A 26749-nucleotide genomic window follows, 5' to 3' on the forward strand; every position below is an offset into this window, starting at 1 on the left:
CCTCCCGGGGGTGCGGCCGGCCGGACGGGTCCTACAGGTACTTCTTCAGCTCCCGGCGCGCGAGCGACCGCTGGTGCACCTCGTCCGGCCCGTCCGCCAGCTTCAGCGTCCGCGCCGCCGCCCACAGCTCGGCCAGCGGGAAGTCCTGCGACACCCCGCCCGCGCCGTGCGCCTGCACCGCCTTGTCGATGATGTCGACGACCGCGCGCGGGGTCGCGATCTTGATGGCCTGGATCTCGGTGTGCGCACCCCGGTTGCCGACGGTGTCCATGAGCCAGGCCGTCTTGAGGACGAGCAGCCGCAGCTGCTCGATGGTCACCCGGGCGTCCGCGATCCAGTTCTGCACGACGCCCTGCTGGGCGAGCTCCTTGCCGAAGGCGGTGCGGGAGACCGCGCGCCGGCACATCAGCTCCACGGCCCGCTCCGCCATGCCGATCAGCCGCATGCAGTGGTGGATGCGGCCGGGGCCGAGCCGGGCCTGCGCGATGGCGAAGCCGCCGCCCTCCTCGCCGACCAGGTTCGCGGCCGGGACGCGCACGCCGTCGAAGACCACCTCGGCGTGGCCGCCGTGGTAGTGGTCCTCGTACCCGTACACCCGCATCGCGCGCCGCACCTCGACGCCCGGGGTGTCGCGCGGCACGAGGACCATCGACTGCTGGCGGCGGAGGTCGGTGCCGTCGGGGTCGGTCTTGCCCATGACGATGAAGACCGCGCAGTCGGGGTTCATCGCCCCCGAGATGTACCACTTGCGCCCGTCGATCACGTACGAGTCGCCGTCCCGCCGGATCCGGGTCTCGATGTTGGTGGCGTCGGAGGAGGCGACGTCGGGCTCGGTCATCGCGAACGCCGAACGGATCTCGCCCGCGAGGAGCGGCTCCAGCCACTGCTTCTTCTGCGCCTCGTCGCCGAACTCGGCGAGCAGCTCCATGTTCCCGGTGTCCGGGGCCGCGCAGTTGAGGGCGGTCGGGGCGAGCTGCGGGCTGCGGCCGGTGATCTCGGCGAGCGGCGCGTACTGGAGGTTCGTCAGCCCCGCCCCGTACGCGGCGTCGGGGAGGAAGAGGTTCCACAGGCCCTGCCGCTTGGCCTCGGCCTTCAGCTCCTCGACCACCGCCGGGGTGTCCCACGGGGAGGCGAGCCGGGCCCGCTGCTCCTCGGCGACGGCCTCGGCGGGGTACACGTGCTCGTCCATGAAGGCGAGGAGCTTCGCGCGGAGCTCCTCGGTGCGCGCGTCGTAGGCGAAGTCCATGGGGTTCAGCCCTCCTGAAGGGTGGTCAGGCCGTGCTCGATGAAGACGGGGACGAGTTCGCCGATGCGGTCGAAGCCGGCGCCGACCGTCTGGCCGAGGGTGTAGCGGTAGTGGATGCCCTCCAGGATCACGGCGAGCTTGAACCAGGCGAAGGCCGTGTACCAGGAGAGGGCGGAGGTGTCGCGGCCCGAGCGGGCCGCGTAGCGCTCGACCAGCTCGGCGGCGCTCGGGTGCCCGGCGGCCGTGGCGGTCGTGGAGATGGGGGAGCCCGGCAGGTCGAGCGGGGTGCTGTACATGACGAGGAGGCCGAGGTCGGTGAGCGGGTCGCCGAGCGTCGACATCTCCCAGTCGAGGACGGCCCTGATCCGGTCGTCGGGGCCGACGAGGACGTTGTCGAGCCGGTAGTCGCCGTGGATCACGGTGGGCGGGGGAGAGGCGGGCAGCGCCCGGCCGAGGGCGGCGTGCAGCTCGTCGATCCCGGCCAGCTCCCGGCCGCGCGAGGCGTCGAGCTGCTTGCCCCAGCGGCGCAGCTGCCGGTCGAGGAAGCCGTCGGGCCGCCCGAAGTCGCCGAGCCCGACCGCGTCGGGGTCCACGGCGTGCAGGTCGACGAGGGTGTCGACCAGGCCGAGGACGGCGGCGCGGGTGCGCTCGGGGCCCAGCGGGGCGAGCTGGCGGGCCGAGCGGTACGGCGTCCCCTCGACGAACTCCATGACGTAGAACGGCGCTCCGAGCACCGACTCGTCCTCGCAGAACAGCACCGTCCCGGGGACGGGCACCTCCGTCGCGCGCAGGGCGCTGATCACGCGGTGCTCGCGCCGCATGTCGTGGGCGGTGGCCAGGACGTGACCCAGCGGGGGCCGGCGGACGACCCAGCGGCCGGCGTCGGTGCCGTCGGTCACCGCGTACGTCAGGTTCGAGCGCCCGCCCTCGATCAGCCGGGCTTCGAGGGGACCGCCCACCAGGCCGGGCCGCTCGCGGTCGAGGAGACCGCGCAGCCGCTCGGGGTCGAGACCTGGCGGGGGCACCTCCCGCGTCGTGGACTGCGGGTCAGGGGCGGAGCTCATCGGGCGTACCTCCGGATCGGCTGCGGTCGGCCCTCATGATGACCGACCAGTCGGTATGTCGTCCAGAGGGGTGTCCGCCACACTCCGCGCGCGCCCCCGCCGAAGACGCTGAAGGCGCCGAAGACCCCGAAGGCGCGGAGGGCGTGCACCGAGGGGCGGTCGCTCCCTCGGCGCACGCCCTCCGGCGGCTCAGGCGTGACAGGCCACCGGCACCCCGCCGTTCATCGCCGCCATGTCGCCGAGGACCACCGCCAGGTCGAGCGGGTTCCCCTCCGGCAGGCCCTCCAGCTCCGCGTACGCCCGGTGCAGGTTCGCCACCAGGCGCTCGCTCTCCCGCCACGCGGCGAACTCGCCGAGCTCCGCCCGCCGCGCCGTCTCCAGCGGCGCGTCCCCCTTCGCGTACCCCTCGGCGGCAAGGTCCCGCACCCACAGCAGGTACCGCTCCGTCGCGTCGTACGCGGAGGGGTCGGTGACCCGCCCGTGCCCCGGCACCACCGTCGGCGCGTCGAGCGCGCGCAGCAGGGCGAGCGCGCGCAGCGAACCGGCGAGCGACCCCATCGGCAGGAACGGCGTCCCGCCCTGGAAGACCAGGTCGCCCGTGAAGACCACCCCCTGCTCGGGCAGGTGCACGACCGAGTCGCCCGTGGTGTGCGCGGTGCCCGGGTGGAGCACCCGCACCTCGATCCCGCCGACGTGCAGCGTCAGGCGGTCGGTGTACGTGACGGACGGCGGCAGGATCTCGACCCGCCCGAAGTCGGTCTGCGGCCAGATCAGATGGAGCTGGTGCCCGGCCGCGAGCTGCTCGGTCCGGCAGTTCTCGTGCCCCACGATCCGCGCCTCGGGGGCGAACACCCCGTTCCCGTAGGTGTGGTCCCCGTGGTGGTGGGTGGAGACGACGGTGCGCGGCAGCGGAAGGCCCTCGGCGAGGACCGCCTCGCGCAGCAGCAGGGCCCGCCGTTCGGTGGCGGCGGTGTCGACGAGCAGGGACTCATCCGCGTCGCCGAGGAAGCCGGCGTTGTTCAGGCACCAGCCGCCGTCGGGCTGGACGAAGGCGTGCACGCGCGGAGCAAGGGTGACCACGTAGGGGTCGGTGGAAGACAAGGGATTCCCCCGGGTGAGAGCCGGATCTGACGGGGGGAAAGAGTGTCAGCCGGCCCCGGTCCGGGGGAAGTCGGAAGCGGTACGTCCGGGGGCGAGGCGCCGGCCCGGTCAGCAGATCAGTGGTCGTCCCAGTGTCCGTCGTGCGCCGCGTGCCGGTGTCCGTCGTGCACGTAGTCGACATGGTCGCCGTGCGTCACCGACTCGTGGCCGCAGTCGGGTCCGTGCTCGTGCGCGTGCGCCTCGTGGGAGACGTGACCGGCCGGCTCGCACTCGTCCCAGTGGCCCGAGTGCTCGCGGTGCAGGTGCCCGTCGTGCGCGTAGTCGACGTGGTCGCCGTGGTCCACCGCCCGGTGGCCGCAGTCCGGGCCGTGGGCGTGGGCGTGCGTGGGGTGTTCGTGGTGGAGAACGGTCATCACATGGCCTCCGTGAGGGAACGGCTGACCTTTCCAGGCTAGTCCGATACGTCCCTCTCGTCCTGGTTCGGAGGGTGTGCCGTGTCCGTGTCCCCGTGCCTCCGTGCCTCCGCGCCGGGGGCCGCCGGGCTCACCAGATCAGCGCGGCCCCGAAGAAGGCGAGACCGATCGTGCACGCGGCGGCGAGCAGCGCGCCCCGGTGCGTGAGCGGACGCGGCCTGGCCGTGTCCAGGGAGCGGATCCGGCGGTGGGCCACCAACAGGAACAGGACCCACGCGAGGGCGGAGAGGGCGAGCCCGGCCAGCCCCCGGGGCGTGGTCTCGTCCTGGACGGCCAGCTTGACGGCGAGCACCGTCACGACCGTGCAGGAGAGCGTGGTGCGCCGCCAGGCGAGCCGGGTCCGCTCCGGCTGTAGCCCGGGGTCCCGGGTCACCACCGCGTCCGGCGGTCCCTCCACTACCCGGCCCAGCCGAAGACGACGACCACCACCATCGCGAGCGCCACCACGGCCACCGCGAGGCTGAGGACCGCCGGGAACCGGGACACGGGAAGGTCCTCGCCGCGCCGCATCGCCCGCTCGCAGCGCACCCAGTGGTTCACCGCGCGCAGGGCGCAGAGGACCCCGGCGGCGAGCAGCGCGAGCGCGAGCCCGACCCGCACCCCCCACCGCAGGTCCGGCAGGAACTGGTCGACGGCGAAGCCGCCGCCGATCAGGGCGAGCGCGGTCCTGACCCAGGCGAGGAAGGTCCGCTCGTTCGCGAGGGAGAAGCGGTAGTCGGGGGTGTCCCCCTCGTCCCGGATCCGCTGGGGCGCGAACCAGAGCCGCAGACTCTGCACGAAATCGCTCACACGTGCACCCTAACGGGCTGATCATCGGACCGCCCGACGCACCGGAACCACCGGGGCCGAGCCCGCGCCCGCTTCACCGGGCCCCCGGCCCGAGCCCCCGCCCGCTTCAGCGCGGCTCCCGGGGCCCGCCCCTCAGCCCTCCGCGACCGCCCGCAGCCGCTCGTACGCGGCGAGTCCGTCCGGGACCCACTCCCACTCGCCGAGCCGCGCGGCCAGCTCGTCCTCCGTCAGGAAGGCGTGCCAGGCGACCTCCTCGGCCTGCGGGTCCACCGGCAGGTCGCAGCGGACCTCGTACACGGCCGACCACCACTTCCCGGCCACGCCCCCGGAGTCGTACAGGAAGCGCAGCACCGGCTCGGGGCGGGGGAGCCCCCGCACCCCCAGCTCCTCCTCGGCCTCGCGGAGGGCGGCCTCGTCGTAGGACTCGCCCGCGCCGACGACACCGCCGACGAACATGTCGTACATCGAGGGGAAGACCAGCTTCGTCGGCGTCCTGCGGTGGACGAAGACCCTGCCGTCGGCGTCCCGGACCCGGATGAAGACGCAGCGGTGGATCAGGCCCCGCGCGTACACCTCACCGCGCGGGGCCCGTCCTACCACCCGGTCCTGCTCGTCGACGACGTCGAGAAGCTCTTCGGCGGAACTCATGGCGCCATCCAACCAAAGCCGTCCGGCAGGACAACCCGGCGGGACCACCCGGCGGGGCCGCCCCGCGAGACCGCGCGTCCGAACGGTTGACTGGATACACCGGTGTATCCAAGATGCGGTCCATGTCCTACGACGCTGATGTGATCGTGATCGGGGCCGGTCTCGCCGGACTCGTCGCCACCGCCGAGCTGGTCGACGCCGGCCGCACCGTGATCCTCCTCGACCAGGAGCCCGAGCAGTCCCTCGGAGGCCAGGCCCACTGGTCCTTCGGCGGCCTCTTCCTGGTCGACTCGCCCGAGCAGCGCCGCATGCGCGTCAAGGACAGCCACGCCCTGGCCCTCCAGGACTGGTACGGCACCGCCGGCTTCGACCGGACCGAGGACCACTGGCCGAGGAAGTGGGCCGAGGCGTACGTCGACTTCGCGGCCGGCGAGAAGCGCGCCTGGCTCCACGCGCGCGGGGTGCGCTTCTTCCCCGTCGTCGGCTGGGCCGAGCGCGGCGGCTACGACGCCACCGGGCACGGCAACTCCGTCCCCCGCTTCCACATCACCTGGGGCACGGGCCCCGGCCTCGTCGCCCCCTTCGAGCGGAAGGTCCGCGAGGGCGTCGCCCGGGGCCTGGTCCAGCTCCGCTTCCGCCACCGCGTCACCGGCCTCGGCCGCACCGCCGGAGCCGTCGACACCGTCACCGGCGAGGTCCTGGAACCCTCCGCCGCCCCCCGGGGCACCGCCAGCGGCCGCGAGGCCACCGGTTCCTTCGAGCTGCGCGCCCAGGCCGTGATCGTCACCTCCGGCGGCATCGGCGGCAACCACGACCTCGTCCGCGCCCAGTGGCCCGCCCGCCTCGGCACCCCGCCCGCCAAGCTGCTCTCCGGCGTCCCCGCGCACGTCGACGGACTGATGCTCGGCATCGCGGAGAAGGCGGGCGCCCACCACATCAACCGCGACCGGATGTGGCACTACACCGAGGGCATCGAGAACTGGAACCCCATCTGGGCCCGCCACGGCATCCGCATCCTGCCCGGCCCGTCCAGCCTCTGGCTCGACGCCACCGGCAAACGCCTGCCCGTGCCGCTCTTCCCCGGCTTCGACACCCTCGGCACCCTCGAACACATCACGCGGACCGGGTACGACCACACCTGGTTCGTCCTCGACAAGAAGATCATCGGCAAGGAGTTCGCCCTCTCGGGCTCCGAGCAGAACCCCGACCTGACCGGCAAGTCGGTCCGCGACGTCATCGGGCGCGCGCGGGCGGACGTGCCCGGGCCCGTCCAGGCCTTCATGGACAAGGGCGTCGACTTCGTCGTGGAGAAGGACCTCTCCGCCCTCGTCCGGGGCATGAACGCGCTCACCGACGAGCCGCTGATCGACGAGGCCGCGCTGCGCCGCGAGATCACCGCCCGCGACCGCGAGATCGCCAACCCCTTCACCAAGGACCTCCAGGTCACGGCGATCCGGGGCGCCCGCAAGTACCTGGGCGACAAGCTCATCCGCACGGCGACCCCGCACCGCATCCTGGACCCCGGGGCGGGCCCGCTGATCGCCGTGCGCCTCAACATCCTCACCCGCAAGTCCCTCGGCGGCCTGGAGACCGACCTCGACTCCCGCGTCCTGACGGAGGGCGGCGAGCCCCTGGAGGGCGTGTACGCGGCGGGCGAGGCGGCGGGCTTCGGCGGCGGCGGCGTCCACGGCTACCGCTCCCTCGAAGGCACCTTCCTCGGCGGCTGCGTCTTCTCGGGCCGCGCGGCGGGCCGGGCGGCGGTGAAGGCGGTGGGCTGACGGGGGATCCCGCGCCGGGGCAAGATGACGGTGTGACAAAACGTGTACTGCTGATGCTCGTCGGCGGCGTCGTGGCCCTCGGCGGCCTCGCGACCTTCCTCGTGCTCCAAGGCCTGGACGCCGCCGACAAGTGGAGCAGCGTGCTCAGCCTGTTCTTCACGGTGGCGGGGTTCGTCCTGACTCTGGTGGGCCTTTTCGCGCGAGGCTCCCAGCAGTCGGCGGACCACGCGGTCACCGGCGGCTCCCTGTACCAGGTCAGGAACGTCACGAGCGACGTCGTCATCAGGACCGGAGGCGGTGCGGCCGCCCCGCCCACGGCCGCTCCCGCGGAGGGCCAGGGCGGCGGGACGCAGTCGGCCCACGGAGCCCGTACGGCGGGGGGCCTGCACCAGATCGACGGGGTGGGCGGTTCGGTCCGCGTCGAACCGCCGGCCTCCTCCACGCCGTGAGGGGGTTCTTCAAGCGCCGGAAGGCGCCGCAGACGGCGTCCGGAGCCTCCGTCCAGGGGCCCCTCACCCAGATCAGCGGGGTCCGGGGCGACGTCCACGTCACCGTCGGATCCGTACCGTCCCAGCCCGCGCCGCCGGAGATCGAGTCCGCCCGCCAGGCCTACGCCACCCGCGTCCGTCAGCGCTACGGCCGCCTCGATCTGGAGGTCCTCACCCCGCTCCGTGAACAGGACGAACACCCGGTCCTCCAACTGCGCGACGTCTTCGTCCCCCAGTCCGTACGTGCCGACCCGCCGCCCGTGGAACTGCCGCAGGAACTCCTGCGCCGCCTGATGGACCCGGCCGAGGCGGAGCTCCACGACCTGCCGCCCGGCATCGACCGGGAGACGGCCGACCGCGTCCGCCGCGCGTACCGGGAGCGTCCGCCGCTGCCCGTGCTCGACGTCCTGACGGCGCCCGAGCACGACCGCGTCGTCCTGCTCGGCCACCCGGGCTCGGGCAAGTCCACCCTGGCCCGCTACCTGGCACTCACCCTTACTTCTCCCGAACCCCCCGCGGACCTCCATGCCCTGCGCGGCAGCCTCCCGTTGATCGTCGAACTCCGGGAGTACGCGCAGCCCGCCTGGCGGGAGCGGACCTTCGAGGACTTCCTCGCCCACCAGCACGCGACGGAGGGCCTCGGGCTTCCGCCGGAGACGCTGACCGCGCTCCTGGCGGGGGTGGGCCCGTACTCCGCCCTCGTGATCTTCGACGGCTTGGACGAACTCTTCGAAAAGGACATCAGGGACGCGGTCACCCGCCGCATCGCGGGCTTCGCCGCCCGCCATCCCCTGGCCCGGATCGTCGTCACCTCGCGCGGCTACGGCTACCAGCGGGCCGTCCTGGACGGAGCGGGCTTCACCAACTTCATGCTCCAGGACCTGGACCGGGAGCAGATCGGCGCGTTCGCGGAGCAGTGGTTCTCGCTCGCGTGCCCCGACGACCCCGCCCAGGCCCGGAAGCTGATCGAACGCGTCACCACGGCCGTCGACGCGTCGACCTCCGTCCGCGAACTCGCGGGCAACCCTCTCATCCTCACGATCCTCGCCATCATCGGCCGCCGCCGCGAACTCCCGCGCGACCGGCGCACGGTGTACGAGCACGCCGTCGACGTCCTTGTGGAGCACTGGGATCCCAGCAAGTACCTCAAGGACCGCCGGGTCGAGGAGCACCTCCCGTACCTCGGCCCCGAGGACAAGCGCGAACTCCTGCGCCTCATCGCCCGCCAGATGCAGGAGGGCCACGGCGGCATCTCCGGCAACCACATCGCGGGCCCCGACCTCCTGAAGAGCTTCGAGGAGTACCTGAAGGACCGCTACGCCCTCCCACCGGACCGCGCGGCGACGGCGGCCCGGGTGATGCTGGACCAGTTCCGCCACCGCAACTTCATCCTCAGCCGCTACGGCGGCGAGATCTACGGCTTCGTCCACCGCACGTTCCTGGAGTACCTGGCGGCGACGGACCTGGCCCACCGCTTCAATCACGAGCGCACGGTCTCGGAGGAGGAATTGGGGGAGTTGTACGTCGCGAAGGCCGAGGATCCGGCGTGGCACGAGACCCTGCTCCTGCTGGTGGGACTCCTCGACGAGCGTTTCGTGGCACGTGTGATCGACCGGCTGCTCGGTCCCCAAGTGCCCGCGCGACCGCTGGACAGTGAGGACGACAGGGCTGTGGCGGGCCTCCCGTTTGCCGCGCGCTGTTTGGCCGAGGTGCGCCGGCCCGGACCGCTGGCCCCCCAAGCGGCTTCGATCGTCCGCCGGTTGATCCGGCTCCTGGAACTATGCCGGGAGTACAACGTGTTCTTCGACCGGGGAAGTCCTGGGTTCAAGGACATCGCCCGGGCCCTGACGGGACTGGGCGACCACGCGAGCGCCCGCCGGCTCTACCTCCGGTGGCACGACGCCTGGTCCCGTGATCACCGGACCCGGGGAATCCGCTTCATCACGGACGGGATCGGCTGGGAGGCCGCCGAGATCCGCCTGCACTTCCTTCACCACGAATCCGGAAACCTGTCCTCGGTCCTCTGGAAAGAGGCTCGGGGCAACCCCGATCCGAGCACGCGCCTGGTGGCGACCCTGCAGGCGGTCGAGGCCGGACTGCCGGGCGCGAAGGACCTGCTGCGCGACCGCTTCGTCCACGAGACGCACGCCGGACTGCGGGCCGCGATGGTGGACGAGCTGGGACACGACGAGGACCCGGGGCCGAAGACCGTGCCCTTCCTGTTGGACCGCCTCCGGCACGAGACGGACCACGACGCGAGAGAGTCCGTTCTCGCCGCTCTGACGCGGACGGCCGTGACGGCGCCGGAAGCCCGCGCATGGCTGCTGAGGGCCCTGCGGGAGGGCAGTACCCCGACAAGGCTCGGCATCATCCGGAACATCACCCTCCATCAGATGCGGGACCGTGAGATCCGTGTGCTCCTGCTCCGGAACGCGGAGGACGGCGAGCCCGAGACGCGCGAGAGCGCTTTGAGCACCCTTTCGTTCTTCCCCATGGGCGATGACGAGCAGAGGCTGCTCGTCGTCGCCCTGCGCATGGCCGACGCGGAGGACACGGGATTGCGTTCGGCCGCCCTGATGGCTCTGGCGGGTCTCACACACCGACACGGCGAGGCCCGCCGAGTGGTCCTGTACCGGGTGCGCCACGATCCGTTTCCCGAAATCCGGAGGCAGCTCGTGGATACCATCGGCAGGGAGTGGAATGACCGGGACGGTACGCGGTCCGTCCTCCTGGACCGCCTGCTCCACGATGAGGACCCCGGAGTCCGGGTGGCTGCCCTCTCTTCGTATCGCTACGATCCGCCCGAGGACGCCGGGACGTTGGAAGCCGTCGTAGCCCAGGCCCTCTTCGGGGAGACGCCCTTGGTCAGGAGGGCCGCGTTTGCCGCACTCCTCCCCTTCGACCAGTCCTTGGAGGTGCTCGACTTCCTCCAGGCCCTTGCCGCGAAGGAGGAGGACGCCGAGGCCCGTGCGGCGATGACGGGCAGTCTGCTGGCGCGGGCCGACCGGGTTCGGGGCGGGCGCCTCACCCGCGAACGCGCCGTTCACGACCCGAGCCCCGTCGTCCGCTCCGCGGCTCTTGAGGCCCTCCGCGACCGGCACCGCGACCTCGGCACACTGTCCCTGGCGCACGACCGGGCCGCGAACGACGAGGACCCGGAGGTGCGGCGTACCGCTCTCCGGGTCCTCACCGATCTGGGCCGTGACGACCCGCGTACCCTCGATCTGCTCCGCACGGCCGCCCAGGACGTCTCGGCCGATGTCCGGGGTTTCGCCGCGCGGCTTCTCCCGATCCTCGAAGGAGCAAGCGAGTAGCGGTCGTACCGGGCCTACAACACCAGCGACAGCAGCAGCACGAACACGATGCCCACGACCGAGATGATCGTCTCCATCACCGACCAGGTCTTGATCGTCTGGCCGACGTTCATGCCGAAGTACTCCTTGACCAGCCAGAACCCGGCGTCGTTGACGTGGCTGAAGAAGAGCGAACCGGCACCGATCGCGAGGACGAGCAGCGCCGTCTCGCCGGTCGACATGCCCTCCGCCAGCGGAGCCACGAGCCCCGCCGCCGAGATCGTCGCCACCGTCGCCGAGCCCGTCGCGAGCCGGATCGCGACCGCGATCAGCCAGGCGAGCAGCAGGGCCGGGATGGACCAGCTCTTGGAGAAGTCCAGGATCATCTGGCCGACGCCGATGTCGATCAGGGTCTGCTTGAAGCCGCCGCCCGCGCCGACGATCATCAGGACGCCCGCGATCGGGGCGAGGGACTTCTCGACGGTCGAGGACAGGCGCTCCTTGGTGAAGCCGGCCGCCCGGCCCAGGGTGAAGAGCGCGACTATGACGGCCGCGAGCAGCGCGATCAGCGGCGAGCCGATGACGTCGGTGACCTTCTGGACGCCGTTCTCCGGGTCGTCCACGACGATGTCGACGAGCGCCTTCACCAGCATCAGGACGACCGGCAGCAGCACGGTCGCGACGGTGACGCCGAAGCCGGGACGCTTCTCCAGGTCCTCGGAGGGCCGGGTTGGGATCATGTTCTCGGGGGCCTTGATGTCCACCCAGCGGGCCGCGTACCGGGAGAAGACCGGTCCGGCGATGATCACGGTCGGGATCGCGACGACGAGGCCGAGGGCGAGGGTGACGCCCAGGTTGGCGCCGACCGCGTCGATCGCGACGAGCGGGCCGGGGTGCGGCGGGATGAGCCCGTGCATCACGGAGAGGCCGGCGAGGGCCGGGATGCCGATCCGCATCAGGGAGTAGTTGCCGCGCTTGGCGACGAGCAGCACGACCGGGATCAGCAGCACGATGCCGACCTCGAAGAAGAGCGGCAGACCGATCACGGAGGCGATGAGCACCATCGCCCACGGCATGGCCCGGCCGCTCGCCTTCGCCAGGATCGTGTCGACGATCTGGTCCGCGCCGCCGGAGTCCGCGAGCAGCTTGCCGAGGATGGCGCCGAGGGCGATCAGCACGCCCACACCGGCGACGGTGGCGCCGAGGCCGGTGGTGAAGGACTTGATGGTGTCCGCGAGCGGCGCGCCCGCGAACGCGCCGAGCGCCAGCGACCCGATGGTCAGCGCCAGGAACGCGTGCAGCTTGAACTTGGTGATGAGCAGGACGATGACGGCGATGCCGGCGAGCACGGCGATCCCGAGCTGGGCGTTGCCTGCCGAGGTGATCGGTTCGGCGGCGTCCGCTGCCAGGATCTCGACGCTGAGACTGGTCACGGTGGTGTCCTTCGTACGGGCAGGAGAAAAAGAAGGGGGGCGGAGGAGGTCAGCCGGCCCGGCCGCGCAGTGCGGCGACGGCCCGGTCGGTGATCTCCTCGGGGGTGCCGGACACGTCGACGGCGACGCCGGCCTCGTCGGCCTGGAGCGGCTCCAGGGTGGCGAACTGGGAATCGAGCAGCGCCGTCGGCATGAAGTGCCCCTTGCGCGCGGCCATCCGGCCCTCGATGAGCTCCCGGTCACCGGACAGATGCAGGAAGACGACGCCGGGCGCGGCGGCACGCAGCCGGTCCCGGTACGCCCGCTTCAGCGCGGAGCTGCTCACCACGCCGCCGAGTCCGGCCCGGCCGTGCGCCCACTCCCCGATGGCGTCGAGCCAGGGGCCCCGGTCCTCGTCGTCCAGCGGGACGCCGGCCGACATCTTGGCGACGTTGGCCGCCGGATGGAAGTCGTCGCCCTCGGCGTAGGGGAGGCCGAGGGCCTCGGCGACCAGCGGACCGATGGTGGTCTTGCCGGTCCCCGCGACGCCCATCACGACGACGACGGGAGGGGCCTGGGGGGTGCTGCTCATGGGGTGCCTCGCTGTCTTCTTCGACATCGATTCCGTTGTCCGTCGCGCTCATGAAACCCATTGGGTACGACGTATTCAAGTGACTGTGACATAAAAGTAGTACTTTTAATTCCGGATCTTGCTCCGGGGGCCGCCCCGGCCCCCGCTCCGGCTGTGTCCGTCCCCGCGTACCCGCATAGGCTGGCCTCCATGACGACACAGGCCCAGGGCCTCCACTCCCACGTCCTGGCCACCCTGGGCCTCGCGATCACCGCGGGGGAGTACCCGCCCGGCACCGTGCTGCGCACCGACGAACTGGCCCAGCGCTTCGACGTCTCCCGGACCGTGGTCCGCGAGGTCGTCCGGGTCCTGGAGTCCATGCACCTCGTCGAGTCCCGCCGCCGCGTCGGCGTCACCGTGCTGCCCACCGCGAGCTGGAACGTGTACGACCCCCAGGTCATCCGCTGGCGCCTGGCCGGCGCCGACCGCCCCCGCCAGCTCCGCTCGCTCACCGTGCTCCGCTCCGCCGTCGAGCCCGTCGCCGCCGGCCTCGCGGCCGTGAACGCCACCCCCGAGCAGTGCCGGGAGCTCACCGAGGAGGCCCTCGGCATGGTCGCCACCTCGCGCGGCCGGCGCCTGGAGGAGTACCTCGTCCACGACATCGCCTTCCACCGGGTCGTCCTCAACGCCTCGGGCAACGAGATGTTCGCCCGCCTCGGCGACGTCGTCGCGGAGGTCCTCACCGGCCGCACCCACCACCACGTGATGTTCGAGGACCCGGACCCGGCCGCCGTCACCCTCCACGTCCAGGTCGCCGAGGCCGTACGGGAGCGGGACGCGGCCCGCGCCGAGGAGCTGACCCGCCAGATCGCCGTCGGCGCCCTCCAGGAGCTGGACGTCCTCGCGCCCTGACAACCGGACGCAAGCTCTGAACTAGCTCAAATATGGGCGTTCAGTGACATGCGCCACAGTCAGTCACCGCCCCGTGCCGTGAGGATGTGCGCTGGTCGTACCGGGGAGACCCCCCACCGGGTGCGACCGGGTACCGCCCAGCCCCCTCACGAAGGCGAACAACTCCATGAGTGACCGCGTCACCGCGGCCGACCCGCTGTCCGCCGCACCGGCGGCATCCGGCGGGCCCACGGCCGCCACCCCCCACGTCGACGCCGGCGACGCCGGATACCGCAAGGACCTCAAGTCCCGGCACATCAACATGATCGCCATCGGCGGCGCCATCGGCACCGGGCTCTTCCTGGGCGCCGGCGGCCGGATGTCCCAGGCCGGGCCCTCCCTCTTCATCGCCTACGCCGTCTGCGGCGTCTTCGCCTTCTTCGTGGTGCGGGCCCTCGGCGAGCTGGTGCTCTACCGCCCCTCCTCCGGCGCCTTCGTCTCCTACGCGCGCGAGTTCATGGGCGAGAAGGGCGCCTACACGGCCGGCTGGCTCTACTTCCTCAACTGGTCGACCACCGCCGTCGCCGACATCACCGCGGCCGCCACCTATGCCCACTTCTGGTCGATGTTCAGCGACGTCCCGCAGTGGATCCTCGCCCTCATCGCCCTCGCGGTCGTCCTCGCCGCCAACCTCATCTCCGTGAAGTACTTCGGCGAGATGGAGTTCTGGTTCGCCATCGTCAAGGTCGCCGCCCTGGTCGCCTTCATGCTGGTCGGCATCTTCCTCGTCGTGACCTCCCACGACGTCGGCGGCCACACCCCCGGCCTCGCCAACATCACCGACAACGGCGGCGTCTTCCCCAACGGCATGATGCCGATGCTGCTGCTCATCCAGGGCGTCGTCTTCGCCTACGCCTCCGTCGAGCTGTGCGGCGTCGCCGCCGGCGAGACCGAGAACCCCGAGAAGATCATGCCGAAGGCGATCAACTCGATCATGTGGCGCGTGGGCCTCTTCTACGTCGGCTCCGTCGTCCTGCTCGCCCTCCTCCTGCCGTACACGGCCTACTCCGGCGACCAGAGCCCCTTCGTCACCGTCTTCGACAAGCTGGGCATCCCCGGCGCCGCCGGCGTGATGAACCTCGTCGTCCTCACCGCCGCCCTCTCCAGCCTCAACTCGGGCCTGTACTCCACCGGCCGCATCCTGCGCTCCATGTCGCTCTCCGGCTCCGCGCCCCGCTTCACCGGCGTCATGAACAAGGGCGGCGTCCCCTACGGCGGCATCCTGCTCACCGCGGGCTTCGGCGTCCTCGGCGTCGCCCTCAACTACGTCATGCCCGGCGAGGCCTTCGAGCTGGTCCTCAACTTCGCCTCGATCGGCATCATCGGCACCTGGGCCATGATCATGGTCTGCTCGCTGCTGTTCTGGCGCCGGGCCGAGCAGGGCAGGCTCGCCCGCCCCGGCTACCGCCTGCCCTGGGCCCCGTACACCCAGATCGTGACCCTGGTCTTCCTCGGCTCCGTCCTCGTCCTGATGTGGATGGACGAAGGCATCAGCCGCACCACCGTCAACTGCCTCCCGCTCATCGCGGCGGCCCTCGTCGGCGGCTGGTTCCTGGTCCGCGGCCGGGTCCGCGCGACCGCCGGTTCCCCGCGCGACCGACGGATCCCCACGGACTGACGTACCGTCAAGGGACCCCCGCGGGCACGGCCTGCGGGGGTCTCGCCTTTTGTCGGGAGATAGTGGTACGCAGGAGCCTTGCAAGATCCGTTCGCAGAGAAGGAAGTTCGCGATGCCGCAGCACGTCCAGGGGGTCATCGCCCCCGGCAGGAACGAACCGGTACGGGTCGAGACGATCGTGATCCCCGATCCCGGTCCCGGCGAGGCCGTCGTGAAGATCCAGGCGTGCGGCGTCTGCCACACGGACCTCCACTACAAGCAGGGCGGCATCAACGACGAGTTCCCCTTCCTCCTCGGCCACGAGGCCGCCGGAATCGTCGAGTCGGTCGGCGAGGGCGTCACCGACGTCGCCCCCGGCGACTTCGTGATCCTCAACTGGCGGGCCGTGTGCGGCACCTGTCGCGCCTGCCTGCGCGGCCGCCCCTGGTACTGCTTCGACACCCACAACGCGAAGCAGAAGATGACCCTGCTCGACGGCACGGAGCTCTCCCCGGCCCTCGGCATCGGCGCCTTCGCCGAGAAGACCCTCGTCGCCTCCGGCCAGTGCACCAAGGTCGACCCCACCGTCGCCCCCGAGGTCGCGGGCCTCCTCGGCTGCGGCGTCATGGCCGGCATCGGCGCCGCCCTCAACACCGGGAACGTCGGCCGCGGCGACACCGTCGCCGTCATCGGCTGCGGCGGCGTCGGCGACGCGGCGGTCGTCGGCTCCCGCCTCGCCGGAGCCTCGAAGATCATCGCCGTCGACATCGACGACCGGAAGCTGGAGACGGCGAAGGCGATGGGCGCCACCCACACCGTCGACTCCCGCTCCACCGACCCCGTCGAGGCGATCCGCGAACTCACCGGCGGCTTCGGCGCCGACGTCGTCATCGAGGCCGTCGGCCGCCCGGAGACGTACCAGCAGGCCTTCTACGCCCGCGACCTCGCCGGCACCGTCGTCCTCGTCGGCGTTCCCACCCCCGAGATGAAGCTCGAACTGCCCCTCCTCGACGTCTTCGGCCGCGGCGGCGCGCTCAAGTCCTCCTGGTACGGCGACTGCCTGCCCTCCCGCGACTTCCCGATGCTCGTCGACCTGCACCAGCAGGGCCGCATCGACCTCGCCGCCTTCGTCACCGAGACCATCGGCCTCGGCGAGGTCGAGAAGGCCTTCGCCCGCATGCACGAGGGCGACGTCCTCCGCTCGGTGGTGGTGCTGTGATGACCGCCCGGATCGACCACCTCGTCACCTCCGGCACCTTCAGCCTCGACGGCGGCACCTGGGACGTCGACAACAACGTCTGGATCGTCGGCGACGACACCGAGGCGATCGTCATCGACGCCGCCCACGACGCCGGGGCCATCCTCGCCGCGCTCGACGGACGCACCCTGCGCGCCATCGTCTGCACCCACGCCCACAACGACCACGTGGACGCGGCCCCGGCGCTCGCCGCCGCCACCGGCGCCCGCATCCTGCTCCACCCCGCCGACCTGCCGCTGTGGAAGCAGACCCACCCCGACCACAGCCCGGACGGCGACCTCGCCGACGGCCAGGTCCTCACCATCGCCGGCACCGACCTCACGGTCCTGCACACCCCGGGCCACGCCCCGGGAGCGGTCAGCCTGTACGCGCCGGAGCTCGGCACGGTCTTCACCGGCGACACCCTCTTCCAGGGCGGCCCCGGCGCCACCGGCCGGTCCTTCTCGGACTTCCCCACGATCGTCGACTCGATCCGGGACAAGCTCCTCGCCCTGCCGCCGGAGACGGTGGTGCGCACCGGCCACGGCGACACCACCACCGTCGGCGCCGAGGCCCCCCACCTCCAGGAGTGGATCAGCCGGGGCCACTGAGCCGCAGCCGGCTCTCGAAGCGCACCGCGCGGCCCGAGAACGGGTCGGTGAACTCCAGCGTCCGCGCCAGCAGGCCCAGCGGACGCCCGAAGTCCTCCGGCCCGTCCTCACGGACCACCGGATAGACCGGATCGTGCAGGATCGGCAGCCCGAGCGCGTTCATGTGCACCCGCAGCTGGTGCGTCCGCCCGGTCACCGGCACCAGCCGGTACCGGCCGAGCCCGCCCGCGTGCGCGACCAGCCCGATCCGGCTCTCGGCGTTCGGCTCGCCCGGCACCTCCCGGGCGGCCATCACCCCGCGCTCCTTCTCGATCCGGCTCCGCACCGTCACCGGCAGCTCCACCGCCGGGTCGTACGGCGCCACCGCCTCGTACTCCTTGCGCACGGCCCGGTCCCGGAACAGCGTCTGGTACGCCCCCCGGTCCTCCTCCCGCACGACGAAGAGGACCAGCCCCGCCGTCAGCCGGTCGAGCCGGTGCGCGGCCTGCAACCGGGGCAGCCCCAGGTCCCGCCGCAGCCGCGCCGTCGCGGTCTCCGTGACGTGCCGCCCCCGGGGCACCGTCGCCAGGAAGTGCGGCTTGTCCGCCACCACGATCCGCTCGTCCCGGTACACGACCCCGACCCCGAACGGCACCGGCGGCTCCGGCGGGAAGTCCCGGTGGAACCAGATCCACCGCCCCGCGGCGTACGGCTCGTCCCCGGAGACCGGCCCGTCGACCCCGACGAACCGCCCCTCCCGCAGCATCTCCTCGACCCGCCCGGCCCCGACGACCGCCCCGTACCGACCCACCAGATGGTCCCGTACGGTCCCCCAGGCGCCGTCCGGATCCTCCGGCAGCCGCACCCGCACGGGATCGATCCCGTCCCGCTGGGGCAGCGGCGACGCCGGGGGCCTGGTCCTGCGTCTCACCGCTCCGCCTCGTGGCCGTCCGTACGCGTGCGCGCGTGTGCGCGCCCATGCGAAAGTCCCGGTCGAGAAGATCTCGACCGGGACTCCGTGTGGTGTCCGAGGGGGGACTTGAACCCCCACGCCCGATAAAGGGCACTAGCACCTCAAGCTAGCGCGTCTGCCATTCCGCCACCCGGACAAGGTGTCTGTCTTCCTGGCCGCTGGGCCCTTCCGACGAGGAAAACCATAGCAAACATTCGGGGTGGTCGATCACCACCCCGGTCGGCCCCCGGCATGTGACAGCCGCATGACGGTCGGCGGGCGGCCTTGGGTCATGAGGGGGCCACGCGGGAGGATGGGGGGTGACCACCAGCGATCACGTGGGGGCACGTAGTGGGAGGAAGCAGCGTGAGCGAGTCGAACACGGCCGGGAGCGTCCGCGGCGAGGACGAGGTAGTCGACCTCTGTCGCGACCTCATCCGCATCGACACCAGCAACTACGGCGACCACTCGGGGCCGGGGGAGCGGGCGGCGGCGGAGTACGTCGCCGAGAAGCTGGCCGAGGTCGGCCTCGAACCGAAGATCTTCGAGTCGCACCGGGGCCGGGCCTCCACCGTCGCCCGGATCGAGGGCGAGGACCCGTCGCGGCCCGCCCTGCTGATCCACGGCCACACCGACGTCGTCCCGGCCAACGCCGAGGACTGGACCCACCACCCCTTCTCCGGGGAGATCGCCGACGGCTGCGTCTGGGGCCGCGGCGCCGTCGACATGAAGGACATGGACGCGATGACCCTCGCGGTCGTGCGGGACCGGATGCGCAGCGGCCGCAAGCCCCCGCGCGACGTCGTGGTCGCCTTCCTCGCCGACGAGGAGGCCGGCGGCACCTACGGCGCCCGGTACCTGGTCGACGAGCACCGGGACCTCTTCGAAGGGGTCACCGAGGCGATCGGCGAGGTCGGCGGCTTCTCCTTCACCGTCAACGAGAACCTGCGGCTCTACCTGGTGGAGACGGCCCAGAAGGGCATGCACTGGATGCGGCTGACCGTCGAGGGCACCGCGGGCCACGGCTCGATGACCAACAACGACAACGCCATCACGGAGCTCTGCGAGGCCGTGGGCCGCCTCGGCCGCCACCAGTGGCCGGTGCGGGTCACCAAGACCGTCCGGTCCTTCCTGGACGAGCTCTCGGACGCCCTGGGCACCCCCCTCGACCCCGAGGACATGGACGCCACCCTCGCCAAGCTCGGCGGCATCGCCAAGATGATCGGGGCCACCCTGCGCAACTCGGCCGCCCCGACCATGCTCGGCGCCGGCTACAAGGTGAACGTGATCCCCGGCCAGGCCACGGCGCACGTCGACGGCCGCTTCCTGCCCGGGTACGAGCAGGAGTTCCTGGCCGACCTCGACCGGATCCTCGGCCCCCGCGTGAAGCGCGAGGACGTGCACGGCGACAAGGCCCTGGAGACCAGCTTCGACGGCGCCCTGGTGGACGCCATGCAGCTGGCCCTGCGCGCCGAGGACCCGATCGCCCGCGCCGTGCCGTACATGCTCTCCGGCGGCACCGACGCCAAGTCCTTCGACGACCTCGGCATCCGCTGCTTCGGCTTCGCCCCGCTCCAGCTCCCGCCGGAGCTCGACTTCGCCGGCATGTTCCACGGCGTGGACGAGCGGGTCCCGGTCGAGGGCCTCAAGTTCGGCGCCCGCGTCCTGGACCGCTTCCTGGACGCCTCCTGAGCGCGATCACCGCCGACGCGCGCCGAATTCGTCCGCGCGTTTGCCCTTGCCCGAAAAGAGTGAATGAACCCGGGGGCTCGTAGCCCCCACCCTTCCCCCTCGTTACAGGTGTGCGGTCCGCGGCTGGGGCCGCATTGCCAACTAGGAGGAATAATGATCAAGAAGGTCGTCGCTGCTGCGGCTGCCACTGGCGGTCTCGTTCTCGCGGGTGCGGGCATGGCCGTCGCCGACGCGGGTGCCCAGGGTGCGGCCATCGGTTCCCCCGGTGTCCTCTCGGGCAACGTCGTCCAGGTGCCGGTTCACGTTCCCGTGAACCTGTGCGGCAACACGGTCTCCGTGATCGGCCTGCTGAACCCCGCCTTCGGCAACACCTGCGTCAACGCCTGACGTTGTGCCCCGCCCCGTGAGGGCGTGAGCCGGTCCGGCCCCGGAGTGCGTGCCATGCACTCCGGGGCCGGTGGCCATTTCAGCCCCGGGCCCTCCGCCCGGTGGCACCCTTTGGAAGCCGAGCAGGCAGGGAACAAGCTATGCGACAGGTCACGCGCAAGGGCCTCATCACCGTCGCGGCCGCCGGCGGCGTCTTCGCCGCGATCGGCGGCGGTCACGCGTACGCCGACTCCGGTGCGAACGGCGCGGCCGTGAACTCCCCGGGCGTCGCGTCCGGGAACTCCGTCCAGGTCCCGGTCCACGTGCCGGTGAACGCCTGCGGAAACACCGTCAGCGTCGTCGGACTGCTGAATCCGGCGATGGGCAACAAGTGCGCCAACGTCTCCGGGTCCGGCAAGCCGGGCAAGCCCGGTGGCGGATCCTCCGCCGGTGGCCACACGAGCGGCTCGCCCGGCGTGGGCTCCGGCAACAACGTCCAGGTGCCGGTCGACGTCCCGGTGAACGTGTGCGGCAACAGCGTCTCGGTCATCGGGCTCCTCAACCCGGCCGCGGGCAACGACTGCGGCAACGGCGTCGAGCCGACGCGGCCGGGGAATCCGGAGACCCCGGAGAACCCCGGAAACCCGGGCAACCCCGGGACCCCCGGAAACCCGGGCACCCCCGGCACCGACGGCGGGTCGAACACCCCCGGCACGCACACCGGGACGACGCCGCGGGCCGTCGAGGAGCTCGCCGAGACCGGCTCCGGGCCGCTCGGCGTGATCGTCCCCGCCGGCGCCGGACTGCTGCTCGCCGGTTCGCTGATCTACCGCCGCGCCCGCCGCGCCGCCTGAGCCCGCCGCACGGCCCGGGGCCGTGTGACGAGCACCACGCGCGGACGCGCACCACGCACGGGGGCCCCGCACACCGCGGGGCCCCTTCTCGTCGTTCTCCGGTCTACCAGGTCGCCCTGACCTGGCGGATGATCCGCCGTTTCAGCCGCACTCTGCGGCTCCCGTCCCGGTGCAGGCTCAGACGGTCCAACTCCCAGTGTCCGTACTCGGCATGGTCGGTCAGCAGGCGCGTCGCCTCCTTGCGGGAGACGCCGCGCGGCACGTACACGTCGACAAATTCGTATTCCGGCATCGCATCTATTGTGCGGGCACGGCCCCGGTACGGATAGCGTCTGTCCCATGTCTGATGCTGCGCAGCCCACCGCTGCCGAGGTACGTGCCGCCGCCGAGGCGGTCAAAGCCGCACTGGACCGTCACCTCGCGGCGGTCGAACGCCGCACGGGGGACGACGACCCGGCCGTCTACGAGGCCTTCAACGCCCTGGCCTCGGCGGCCGAGACCTACGACGAACTCCTCTACGACCACTACGACGAGGTCACCCCCTTCGAGATCCCCGGCGCGGACGGCTCCCTGCCGCCCTACACCGGGCCCGACGAGCCCCACGCCCTCAGCCTCCTGATCCGCCGCGACTACGCCGTGGCGGAACCCCGACGACTGCTCGCCCAGGCCCGTCGCGTCGCCGAGGCCGGCGGCGAGGACGTCACCGGGGCGGCCGCCAAGGCCGGCGTCTCGCCCCTCGCCGCGCTCGGCGTGCTCTTCGGCGAGTACGAACCGGACGAGATCGCCTCCCGGCACAAGGACTTCGGCCTGGAGGAGGGCGACTCCACGCTCTGGGTCGTCGCGGCCGACGAACTCCCCGAACCGGGGGAGTGGCTCAACACCCCCTTCGAGCACGCCGATCCCGAGCGGATCGTCTGTCGCTTCGACGTCAGCTCCGTCTTCGACGAGGACGAGGACGAGGACGCGGACGGCGACGACGGCGACGACGGCGACGGCCGCGGCCCGTCCGGGAGGGCCCGCGCCTGACCTCCGGGCCGCCGCGGGGAGGCGGCGGCGCGGAGACGCGAACACCCGGGAGGGCCGGGACGCCGTACGAGGCGTCCCGGCCCTCCCGTCGTTCCCGCGCCGCCCTACTCCCCGGCGGCGAGCAGCCCCTCCAGGAGCGGACGCAGCCGGGTCGTGCGCTCCGGGGCCACCCCCTCGGCCACCGCCCGGGGCAGTGCCTGGTCCACGCCGTGCACGACCGACAGATGGCGCTCCGCCCGGCCGAAGGCCGTGTACACCCACGGCCGGCTCAGGCCCCCGGCCGCGTCCCCGGGCAGCACCGCGACCACCGCGGGCCACCGCGACCCGGCCGCCTGGTGCGCGGTGAGCGCCCAGCCGTGCCGCAGCGCCGACTCCACCCGCTCCTTCGGCACGAGGAGCTCGTCGTCCCCGCAGCGCAGCCGCAGGCCCTCGGCGTCGGCCGAGAGGACCGTGCCGGTGACCGTCCGCCCCGGCACCGGCGCGTACGCCACCCGGTCGCCGGGGTCGTAGCCGCCGAACCGGCCGGGCCCGGGGTTGAGCCGCTGCTTGAGGGCGGCGTTCAGCGCGCGCGTGCCGGCCGAGCCGCCGTGGCCGACCGTGACGACCTGCGTCCGCTCCGGCGGCACCCCGATCGCCCGGGGCACCGAGTCGGCCACCAGCTGGACGGTGCGGTGCACGGCCTCGCCCGCGTCCCGCACCGGGACGATGACGACCTCCTTGCCGGGTGCCTCGACCTGGTTCAGTTCGCCGACGCCGATGCCCGACACCAGCTCGCCGAGCGGCCCCGGGTCGGGGACGCGCGAGGCGATCCGGGGGCACACCCCGGCCGCGAGCGCGTCGGCGAAGACCCGGCCCGCGCCCGGGGCCCCGAGGACCTCCGGGTCGCCGCTCAGGACCAGGCGGCAGCCGTCCGGCAGGGACTCCACGAGCGTCGCGGCCGTCTCCACGTCCAGCTGCGGCGCGTCGAGCACCGCCAGGACGTCCAGGGCGAGGGCCCCGTCCTCGTCCCGGCCCGGTCCGGCCGCCCCGGACAGCAGGGCGGCGACCGTCACGGCCTCCGCCCCCGCGGCGCCGAGCGCGCGCCGCCCGTCGTCGGAGTGGACCGCGACCAGGGCGCGGAGCCCCCGCCCGCGGGCCGCCGCCGCGAGCGCCACCGGCTCGGCGCGGGCGGCCTCGCCGCCGGTGTGCAGGACGAGGCCGTGCGCGCCGGCGGCGCGTTCGAGCTCGGAGCCCTCCCAGGTGTCCGCCGTGGCCGTCCTGACGAGACGGGCGAGGCCCTCCGCGAGGCTCTCCTCCGCGAGCGCGTACCGGTCGAGGCCGAGCAGCGCGGGCGGCTCCTCGCCGCTCTCCCCGCTCTCTTCCGAGACCCCGTCCGCGTCCTCGCCGGGCTCCTCCGCCTCCTCCCCGGGTTCCTCCCGCTCTTCCTGGAAGAGGTGGACCGCCCCCTCGGAGACCGCCGTGTCGACCGCCTCCTCGGGGTCGGGCACGGAGTGCGCGGCGAGCCCGGCGCGCACGGTCCCGGCCTCCAGGGCGGTGTGCCCCTGGAGCGCGGCCCGCTCCAGGAGCCACACGGTGAGGGCGACCGTACGGCGCGGGTCGCCGGGGCCGCAGTCGGGGCCGAGCAGCGCCCGCGCGAAGCCGTCGGCCTGCTCCGGCCGCACTCCCGCCACCGCGAGGAGCTGCCAGGGGTCGTCGGACAGCGCCGCGGCCGCGCCCTCGCCGAGCGCGGCGGCCACCTGCCCGGCCAACGCCTCCGGAGCGCCGCCCCTGGCCAGGACCTCGCGGACGGCGGCCGTGGTGGCGGGCGCCGGAGCCGTGGGGTGCTCCGGTGCGGGGGAGCGGGGGGCCGCCACCGGGGCCCGCTCGGGGGCGGGGGACCGGGGCACCGGGTCGGCCGCCTCGTAAAAGGCACTGCCCTTGGCCGCACCGCCCTCCACGGCCCGGACCGCCGCGAGGAGGTCCGCGGCGGTCCCGCTCAGCTTGGTGCCGGCCGCGACCGGGCCGTCCTTTTCGGCCTTCCGCGCCTCGATCCTCGCCCGCAGCTCCCGCTGCGCCGCCAGCTCGGCCTGCGCCTCGCTCAGCTCGGGCGCGTCGTCGGAGCCGCCGGTCTTCCCGGCGTCCCGGGCCGGCTGCTCGGAGGCCTCCCCGGTCTCCTCCGGCCCGTCGGCCGTCTCCGGCCCGTCGGCCGTCTCCGGCACGTCCCCCGTCGCGTCGGCCTCCCCCGGCCCGTCGTCCGGGTCCGTCCCGGCCTCCCCGGCCGTCTCGGTCCCCTCCCGTACGTCCTCGGTGGGCTCCACGTCCTCGGGTGCCTCGGGCGCGGTCTCCCCGGAAGGCTCGGTCACAAGGTGCTCCAGTCGTGATCCGGATAGCGGTGCACGGGCGCCGACACGTCGTCCAGCGCCCGACAGATCTCGTCAGGAAGACTAAGCGCCTCCACCGACAACGCGGCCGCGAGCTGCCGCGACGTGCGCGCGCCGACGATCGGGGCGGTCACCCCGGGCCGGTCGCGGACCCAGGCGAGCGCCACGTGCAGCGGGGTCGTCGCGAGGCCGTCGGCCGCCGTCGTCACCGCGTCCACGATCCGGCTCGCCGCGTCGTCCAGGTACGGCTCCACGAACGGCGCCATCGTCTCCGACGCGCCCCGCGAGTCCGTCGGCGTCCCGCTCCGGTACTTCCCGGTCAGGACGCCGCGCCCCAGCGGCGAGGAGGGCAGCAGGCCTATCCCGAGGTCCAGGGCCGCCGGCAGCACCTCGCGCTCCACGCCCCGCTGGAGCAGCGAGTACTCCAGCTGCGCGCCCGCGAGCCGGGTCCGGTCCCCGCCGAGCTGCCAGGTGCCCGCCTTGGCGAGCTGCCAGCCGCAGAAGTTCGCCACGCCCGCGTACCGGGCCCGTCCGCTGCGCACGGCGATGTCGAGCGCCTGGAGGGACTCCTCCAGGGGCGTGTGCGGGTCGAAGGCGTGGAGCTGCCACAGGTCCACGTGGTCCGTGCCGAGCCGGGCGAGGGAGGCGTCGAGCGCGGCGAGCAGGTGCCCGCGCGAGCCGTCCGTGCGCCGGTCGGGATCGGGGACGCTGCCCGCCTTGGTCGACAGGACGAGGTCCTGCCGGGACACGAGCCGCTCCATGAGGCGCCCGAGCAGGTACTCCGCCTCGCCCCCGCCGTACACGTCGGCGGTGTCCACGAGCGTGCCGCCGGCCTCCCAGAACGCCTTCAGCTGCTCGGCGGCGTCGTGCTCGTCGGTGTCCCGGCCCCAGGTGAGGGTGCCGAGTCCGATGCGCGACACACGCAGGCCCGTACGTCCGAGATGCCTCTGCTCCATGGGCGCGAGATTACTGGCCGGGGCACCACGCGGAGGGAGGCTGTGGACAACCGCGTCCTGTCGGAGGCGCCGACCGCGCGCTAGAGTCCCGCCCACAGAGACGTTACCGATGGGTAAGGGGTGCGTGGAATGCGGCTCGGCATCAACCTCGGCTACTGGGGCGCCGGTATGGACGGCGACAACCTCGCCGTCGCGCAGGAGGCGGACCGCCTCGGGTACGACGTCTGCTGGGCCGCCGAGGCCTACGGCTCCGACGCGCCCACCGTCCTCGCCTGGGTGGCGGCGAAGACCGAGCGGATCGACGTCGGCTCCGCGATCATGCAGATCCCGGCCCGGCAGCCCGCCATGACGGCGATGACCGCCGCCACCCTCGACTCGCTCAGCGGCGGCCGCTTCCGGCTCGGCCTCGGCGTCTCCGGACCCCAGGTCTCCGAGGGCTGGTACGGCGTGAAGTTCGACAAGCCGCTCGCCCGGACCCGCGAGTACGTCGAGATCGTCCGCAAGGCCATGACCCGCGAGCGGCTCAGCTATGAGGGCGAGCACTGGACCCTCCCGCTCCCCGACGGCCCCGGCAAGCCCCTCAAGCTCACCGTGCACCCGCAGCGCGAGCACATCCCGCTCTACATCGCCGCGATCGGCCCCAAGAACCTGGAGCAGACCGGCGAGATCGCCGACGGCGCCCTGCTGATCTTCCCCTCCGCCGACCACCTGGAGGACACGGCCCTGCGGCACATCCGCGCGGGCCGCGAGAAGGCCGGCCTGACCATGGACGGCTTCGACGTCTGTCCCACCGTGCCGCTCGCCCTCGGCGACGACGTCGACGCGCTCGCCGACGTGTTCCGGCCGTACACCGCCCTCTACGTCGGCGGCATGGGCAGCCGCAAGCAGAACTTCTACAACCAGCTCGCGCGGCGCATGGGGTACGAGAAGGAGGCCGCCGAGGTCCAGGACAAGTACCTGGCCGGCGACAAGACGGGGGCCGCGGCCGCCGTGCCGCACTCGCTGATCGACCGGACCACCCTGCTCGGCTCCGTCGAGCGGATCGCGGACCGGATGGCGGCCTACGCCGCGGCCGGGGTCACCACCCTCACCGTCGCCCCGGCCGGCTTCACCCTGGACGAGCGGGTGGCGGCCCTGCGGGCGGGCGTCGAGGCCCTGGAGCGGGCGGGACTCGCGTGACGCGCCGGCGGCTCCGTACGGGATGTCCCGCACGGAGCCGCCGGTGAGGCCTGCGGCCGTGGTGGGGGCTCGGGGGTCTTCCCCGCCACGGCCGTCACGCAGCACAACGGCTCCGGCGGGCCCCTG

Annotated in this window: 25 protein-coding genes and 1 tRNA gene; 12 read left to right on the forward strand and 14 right to left on the reverse strand. The window is 72.8% G+C overall.

Going from position 1 to position 26749, the window contains the following annotated elements; all coding sequences use genetic code 11:
* Positions 1-31 precede the first annotated feature (31 nt).
* The 7 genes from ACWGSR_RS16855 to ACWGSR_RS16885 all read right to left on the reverse strand — a co-directional run bounded on the left by ACWGSR_RS16855 (position 32) and on the right by ACWGSR_RS16885 (position 5321).
* Complete coding sequence (locus ACWGSR_RS16855) at positions 32-1246, reverse strand: acyl-CoA dehydrogenase family protein (RefSeq protein ID WP_453567160.1); 1215 nt, start codon at positions 1244-1246, stop codon at positions 32-34.
* A 5-nt stretch (positions 1247-1251) separates the two neighbouring features.
* Positions 1252-2310: a phosphotransferase family protein gene (locus tag ACWGSR_RS16860; protein ID WP_453567162.1), complete on the reverse strand. Its 1059-nt coding sequence runs from the start codon at positions 2308-2310 to the stop codon at positions 1252-1254.
* 189 nt (positions 2311-2499) lie between these two features.
* Positions 2500-3411 carry an MBL fold metallo-hydrolase gene (locus ACWGSR_RS16865; protein WP_453567164.1) on the reverse strand — a complete coding sequence of 304 codons (912 nt, stop codon included), beginning with the start codon at positions 3409-3411 and terminating at the stop codon, positions 2500-2502.
* A gap of 116 nt (positions 3412-3527) precedes the next feature.
* Positions 3528-3824, reverse strand: coding sequence for a hypothetical protein (locus tag ACWGSR_RS16870; RefSeq protein ID WP_376235040.1), 297 nt, complete (start codon positions 3822-3824; stop codon positions 3528-3530).
* Positions 3825-3954: 130 nt separating this feature from the next.
* Positions 3955-4257: a DUF202 domain-containing protein gene (locus tag ACWGSR_RS16875; protein ID WP_453567166.1), complete on the reverse strand. Its 303-nt coding sequence runs from the start codon at positions 4255-4257 to the stop codon at positions 3955-3957.
* 23 nt (positions 4258-4280) lie between these two features.
* Positions 4281-4673 (reverse strand): YidH family protein, encoded by a 393-nt coding sequence (locus ACWGSR_RS16880; RefSeq protein WP_376235036.1) that lies wholly within the window; start codon positions 4671-4673, stop codon positions 4281-4283.
* 132 nt (positions 4674-4805) lie between these two features.
* Positions 4806-5321 carry an NUDIX hydrolase gene (locus ACWGSR_RS16885; RefSeq protein WP_453567169.1) on the reverse strand — a complete coding sequence of 172 codons (516 nt, stop codon included), beginning with the start codon at positions 5319-5321 and terminating at the stop codon, positions 4806-4808.
* Positions 5322-5443: 122 nt separating this feature from the next.
* Between ACWGSR_RS16885 and ACWGSR_RS16890 the strand changes: the two genes are divergently transcribed.
* Genes ACWGSR_RS16890 through ACWGSR_RS16900 form a run of 3 tightly spaced genes read left to right on the forward strand, consistent with a single transcriptional unit; the run spans position 5444 to position 10901 of the window.
* Positions 5444-7099 carry an FAD-binding dehydrogenase gene (locus ACWGSR_RS16890; protein WP_453567171.1) on the forward strand — a complete coding sequence of 552 codons (1656 nt, stop codon included), beginning with the start codon at positions 5444-5446 and terminating at the stop codon, positions 7097-7099.
* A 32-nt stretch (positions 7100-7131) separates the two neighbouring features.
* Entirely contained in the window at positions 7132-7548 is a 417-nt protein-coding gene (locus tag ACWGSR_RS16895) for a hypothetical protein (RefSeq protein ID WP_453567173.1), read from the forward strand.
* Positions 7545-10901 carry a HEAT repeat domain-containing protein gene (locus tag ACWGSR_RS16900; protein WP_453567175.1) on the forward strand — a complete coding sequence of 1119 codons (3357 nt, stop codon included), beginning with the start codon at positions 7545-7547 and terminating at the stop codon, positions 10899-10901. The genes ACWGSR_RS16895 and ACWGSR_RS16900 overlap by 4 nt, the downstream gene beginning before the upstream one ends.
* 14 nt (positions 10902-10915) lie before the next feature.
* Here ACWGSR_RS16900 and ACWGSR_RS16905 read toward each other — a convergent pair whose 3' ends face one another.
* Positions 10916-12313 carry a GntT/GntP/DsdX family permease gene (locus ACWGSR_RS16905; RefSeq protein ID WP_376235025.1) on the reverse strand — a complete coding sequence of 466 codons (1398 nt, stop codon included), beginning with the start codon at positions 12311-12313 and terminating at the stop codon, positions 10916-10918.
* Between the two features lie 49 nt (positions 12314-12362).
* On the reverse strand, positions 12363-12884 hold the full coding sequence (locus ACWGSR_RS16910; RefSeq protein ID WP_376235022.1) for a gluconokinase: 522 nt from the start codon (positions 12882-12884) through the stop codon (positions 12363-12365).
* 189 nt (positions 12885-13073) lie between these two features.
* Between ACWGSR_RS16910 and ACWGSR_RS16915 the strand changes: the two genes are divergently transcribed.
* The 4 genes from ACWGSR_RS16915 (at position 13074) to ACWGSR_RS16930 (ending at position 17259) form a co-directional block, all read left to right on the forward strand.
* Positions 13074-13775, forward strand: a complete 702-nt coding sequence (locus ACWGSR_RS16915; protein WP_366377776.1) for a FadR/GntR family transcriptional regulator — start codon at positions 13074-13076, stop codon at positions 13773-13775.
* Positions 13776-13941: 166 nt separating this feature from the next.
* A complete protein-coding gene (locus tag ACWGSR_RS16920) occupies positions 13942-15432 on the forward strand; it encodes an amino acid permease (protein ID WP_376235020.1) in 1491 nt (496 codons plus the stop codon).
* A gap of 112 nt (positions 15433-15544) precedes the next feature.
* Complete coding sequence (locus ACWGSR_RS16925) at positions 15545-16630, forward strand: S-(hydroxymethyl)mycothiol dehydrogenase (protein WP_376235017.1); 1086 nt, start codon at positions 15545-15547, stop codon at positions 16628-16630.
* Complete coding sequence (locus tag ACWGSR_RS16930) at positions 16630-17259, forward strand: MBL fold metallo-hydrolase (protein WP_376235015.1); 630 nt, start codon at positions 16630-16632, stop codon at positions 17257-17259. Before ACWGSR_RS16925 ends, ACWGSR_RS16930 begins: the two co-directional genes overlap by 1 nt.
* On the opposite strand, the gene ACWGSR_RS16935 is transcribed toward ACWGSR_RS16930, so the two are convergent.
* Both ACWGSR_RS16935 and ACWGSR_RS16940 read right to left on the reverse strand, forming a co-directional pair.
* Positions 17243-18169 (reverse strand): pseudouridine synthase, encoded by a 927-nt coding sequence (locus tag ACWGSR_RS16935; RefSeq protein ID WP_453567179.1) that lies wholly within the window; start codon positions 18167-18169, stop codon positions 17243-17245. The two genes, ACWGSR_RS16930 and ACWGSR_RS16935, sit on opposite strands and share 17 nt — an antisense overlap.
* A gap of 90 nt (positions 18170-18259) precedes the next feature.
* Positions 18260-18347: transfer RNA gene (locus ACWGSR_RS16940), tRNA-Leu, on the reverse strand.
* Between the two features lie 209 nt (positions 18348-18556).
* Between ACWGSR_RS16940 and ACWGSR_RS16945 the strand changes: the two genes are divergently transcribed.
* The 3 genes from ACWGSR_RS16945 (at position 18557) to ACWGSR_RS16955 (ending at position 21102) form a co-directional block, all read left to right on the forward strand.
* A complete protein-coding gene (locus ACWGSR_RS16945; protein ID WP_366377781.1) occupies positions 18557-19882 on the forward strand; it encodes a M20/M25/M40 family metallo-hydrolase in 1326 nt (441 codons plus the stop codon).
* A gap of 153 nt (positions 19883-20035) precedes the next feature.
* Positions 20036-20269, forward strand: coding sequence for a chaplin ChpH (gene chpH, locus ACWGSR_RS16950; RefSeq protein WP_030218232.1), 234 nt, complete (start codon positions 20036-20038; stop codon positions 20267-20269).
* A 140-nt stretch (positions 20270-20409) separates the two neighbouring features.
* Complete coding sequence (locus ACWGSR_RS16955) at positions 20410-21102, forward strand: chaplin (protein ID WP_376235010.1); 693 nt, start codon at positions 20410-20412, stop codon at positions 21100-21102.
* Between the two features lie 103 nt (positions 21103-21205).
* Here the strand turns inward: ACWGSR_RS16955 and ACWGSR_RS16960 are convergent, their stop codons facing one another.
* Positions 21206-21394 carry a DUF5703 family protein gene (locus tag ACWGSR_RS16960; protein WP_015032473.1) on the reverse strand — a complete coding sequence of 63 codons (189 nt, stop codon included), beginning with the start codon at positions 21392-21394 and terminating at the stop codon, positions 21206-21208.
* 47 nt (positions 21395-21441) lie between these two features.
* On the opposite strand from ACWGSR_RS16960, the gene ACWGSR_RS16965 reads away from it, so the two are divergent.
* On the forward strand, positions 21442-22128 hold the full coding sequence (locus ACWGSR_RS16965) for a hypothetical protein (protein ID WP_453567181.1): 687 nt from the start codon (positions 21442-21444) through the stop codon (positions 22126-22128).
* Between the two features lie 104 nt (positions 22129-22232).
* On the opposite strand, the gene ACWGSR_RS16970 is transcribed toward ACWGSR_RS16965, so the two are convergent.
* Together ACWGSR_RS16970 and ACWGSR_RS16975 are read right to left on the reverse strand one after the other, a co-directional pair.
* Entirely contained in the window at positions 22233-24470 is a 2238-nt protein-coding gene (locus ACWGSR_RS16970; protein ID WP_453567183.1) for a helix-hairpin-helix domain-containing protein, read from the reverse strand.
* Positions 24467-25444, reverse strand: coding sequence for an aldo/keto reductase (locus ACWGSR_RS16975; RefSeq protein WP_376244964.1), 978 nt, complete (start codon positions 25442-25444; stop codon positions 24467-24469). Before ACWGSR_RS16975 ends, ACWGSR_RS16970 begins: the two co-directional genes overlap by 4 nt.
* Before the next feature lie 129 nt (positions 25445-25573).
* On the opposite strand from ACWGSR_RS16975, the gene ACWGSR_RS16980 reads away from it, so the two are divergent.
* A complete protein-coding gene (locus tag ACWGSR_RS16980; protein WP_121828642.1) occupies positions 25574-26623 on the forward strand; it encodes an LLM class F420-dependent oxidoreductase in 1050 nt (349 codons plus the stop codon).
* The last annotated feature ends 126 nt before the right edge of the window (positions 26624-26749 follow it).

The organism is Streptomyces sp. NPDC055632 (assembly GCF_053618675.1).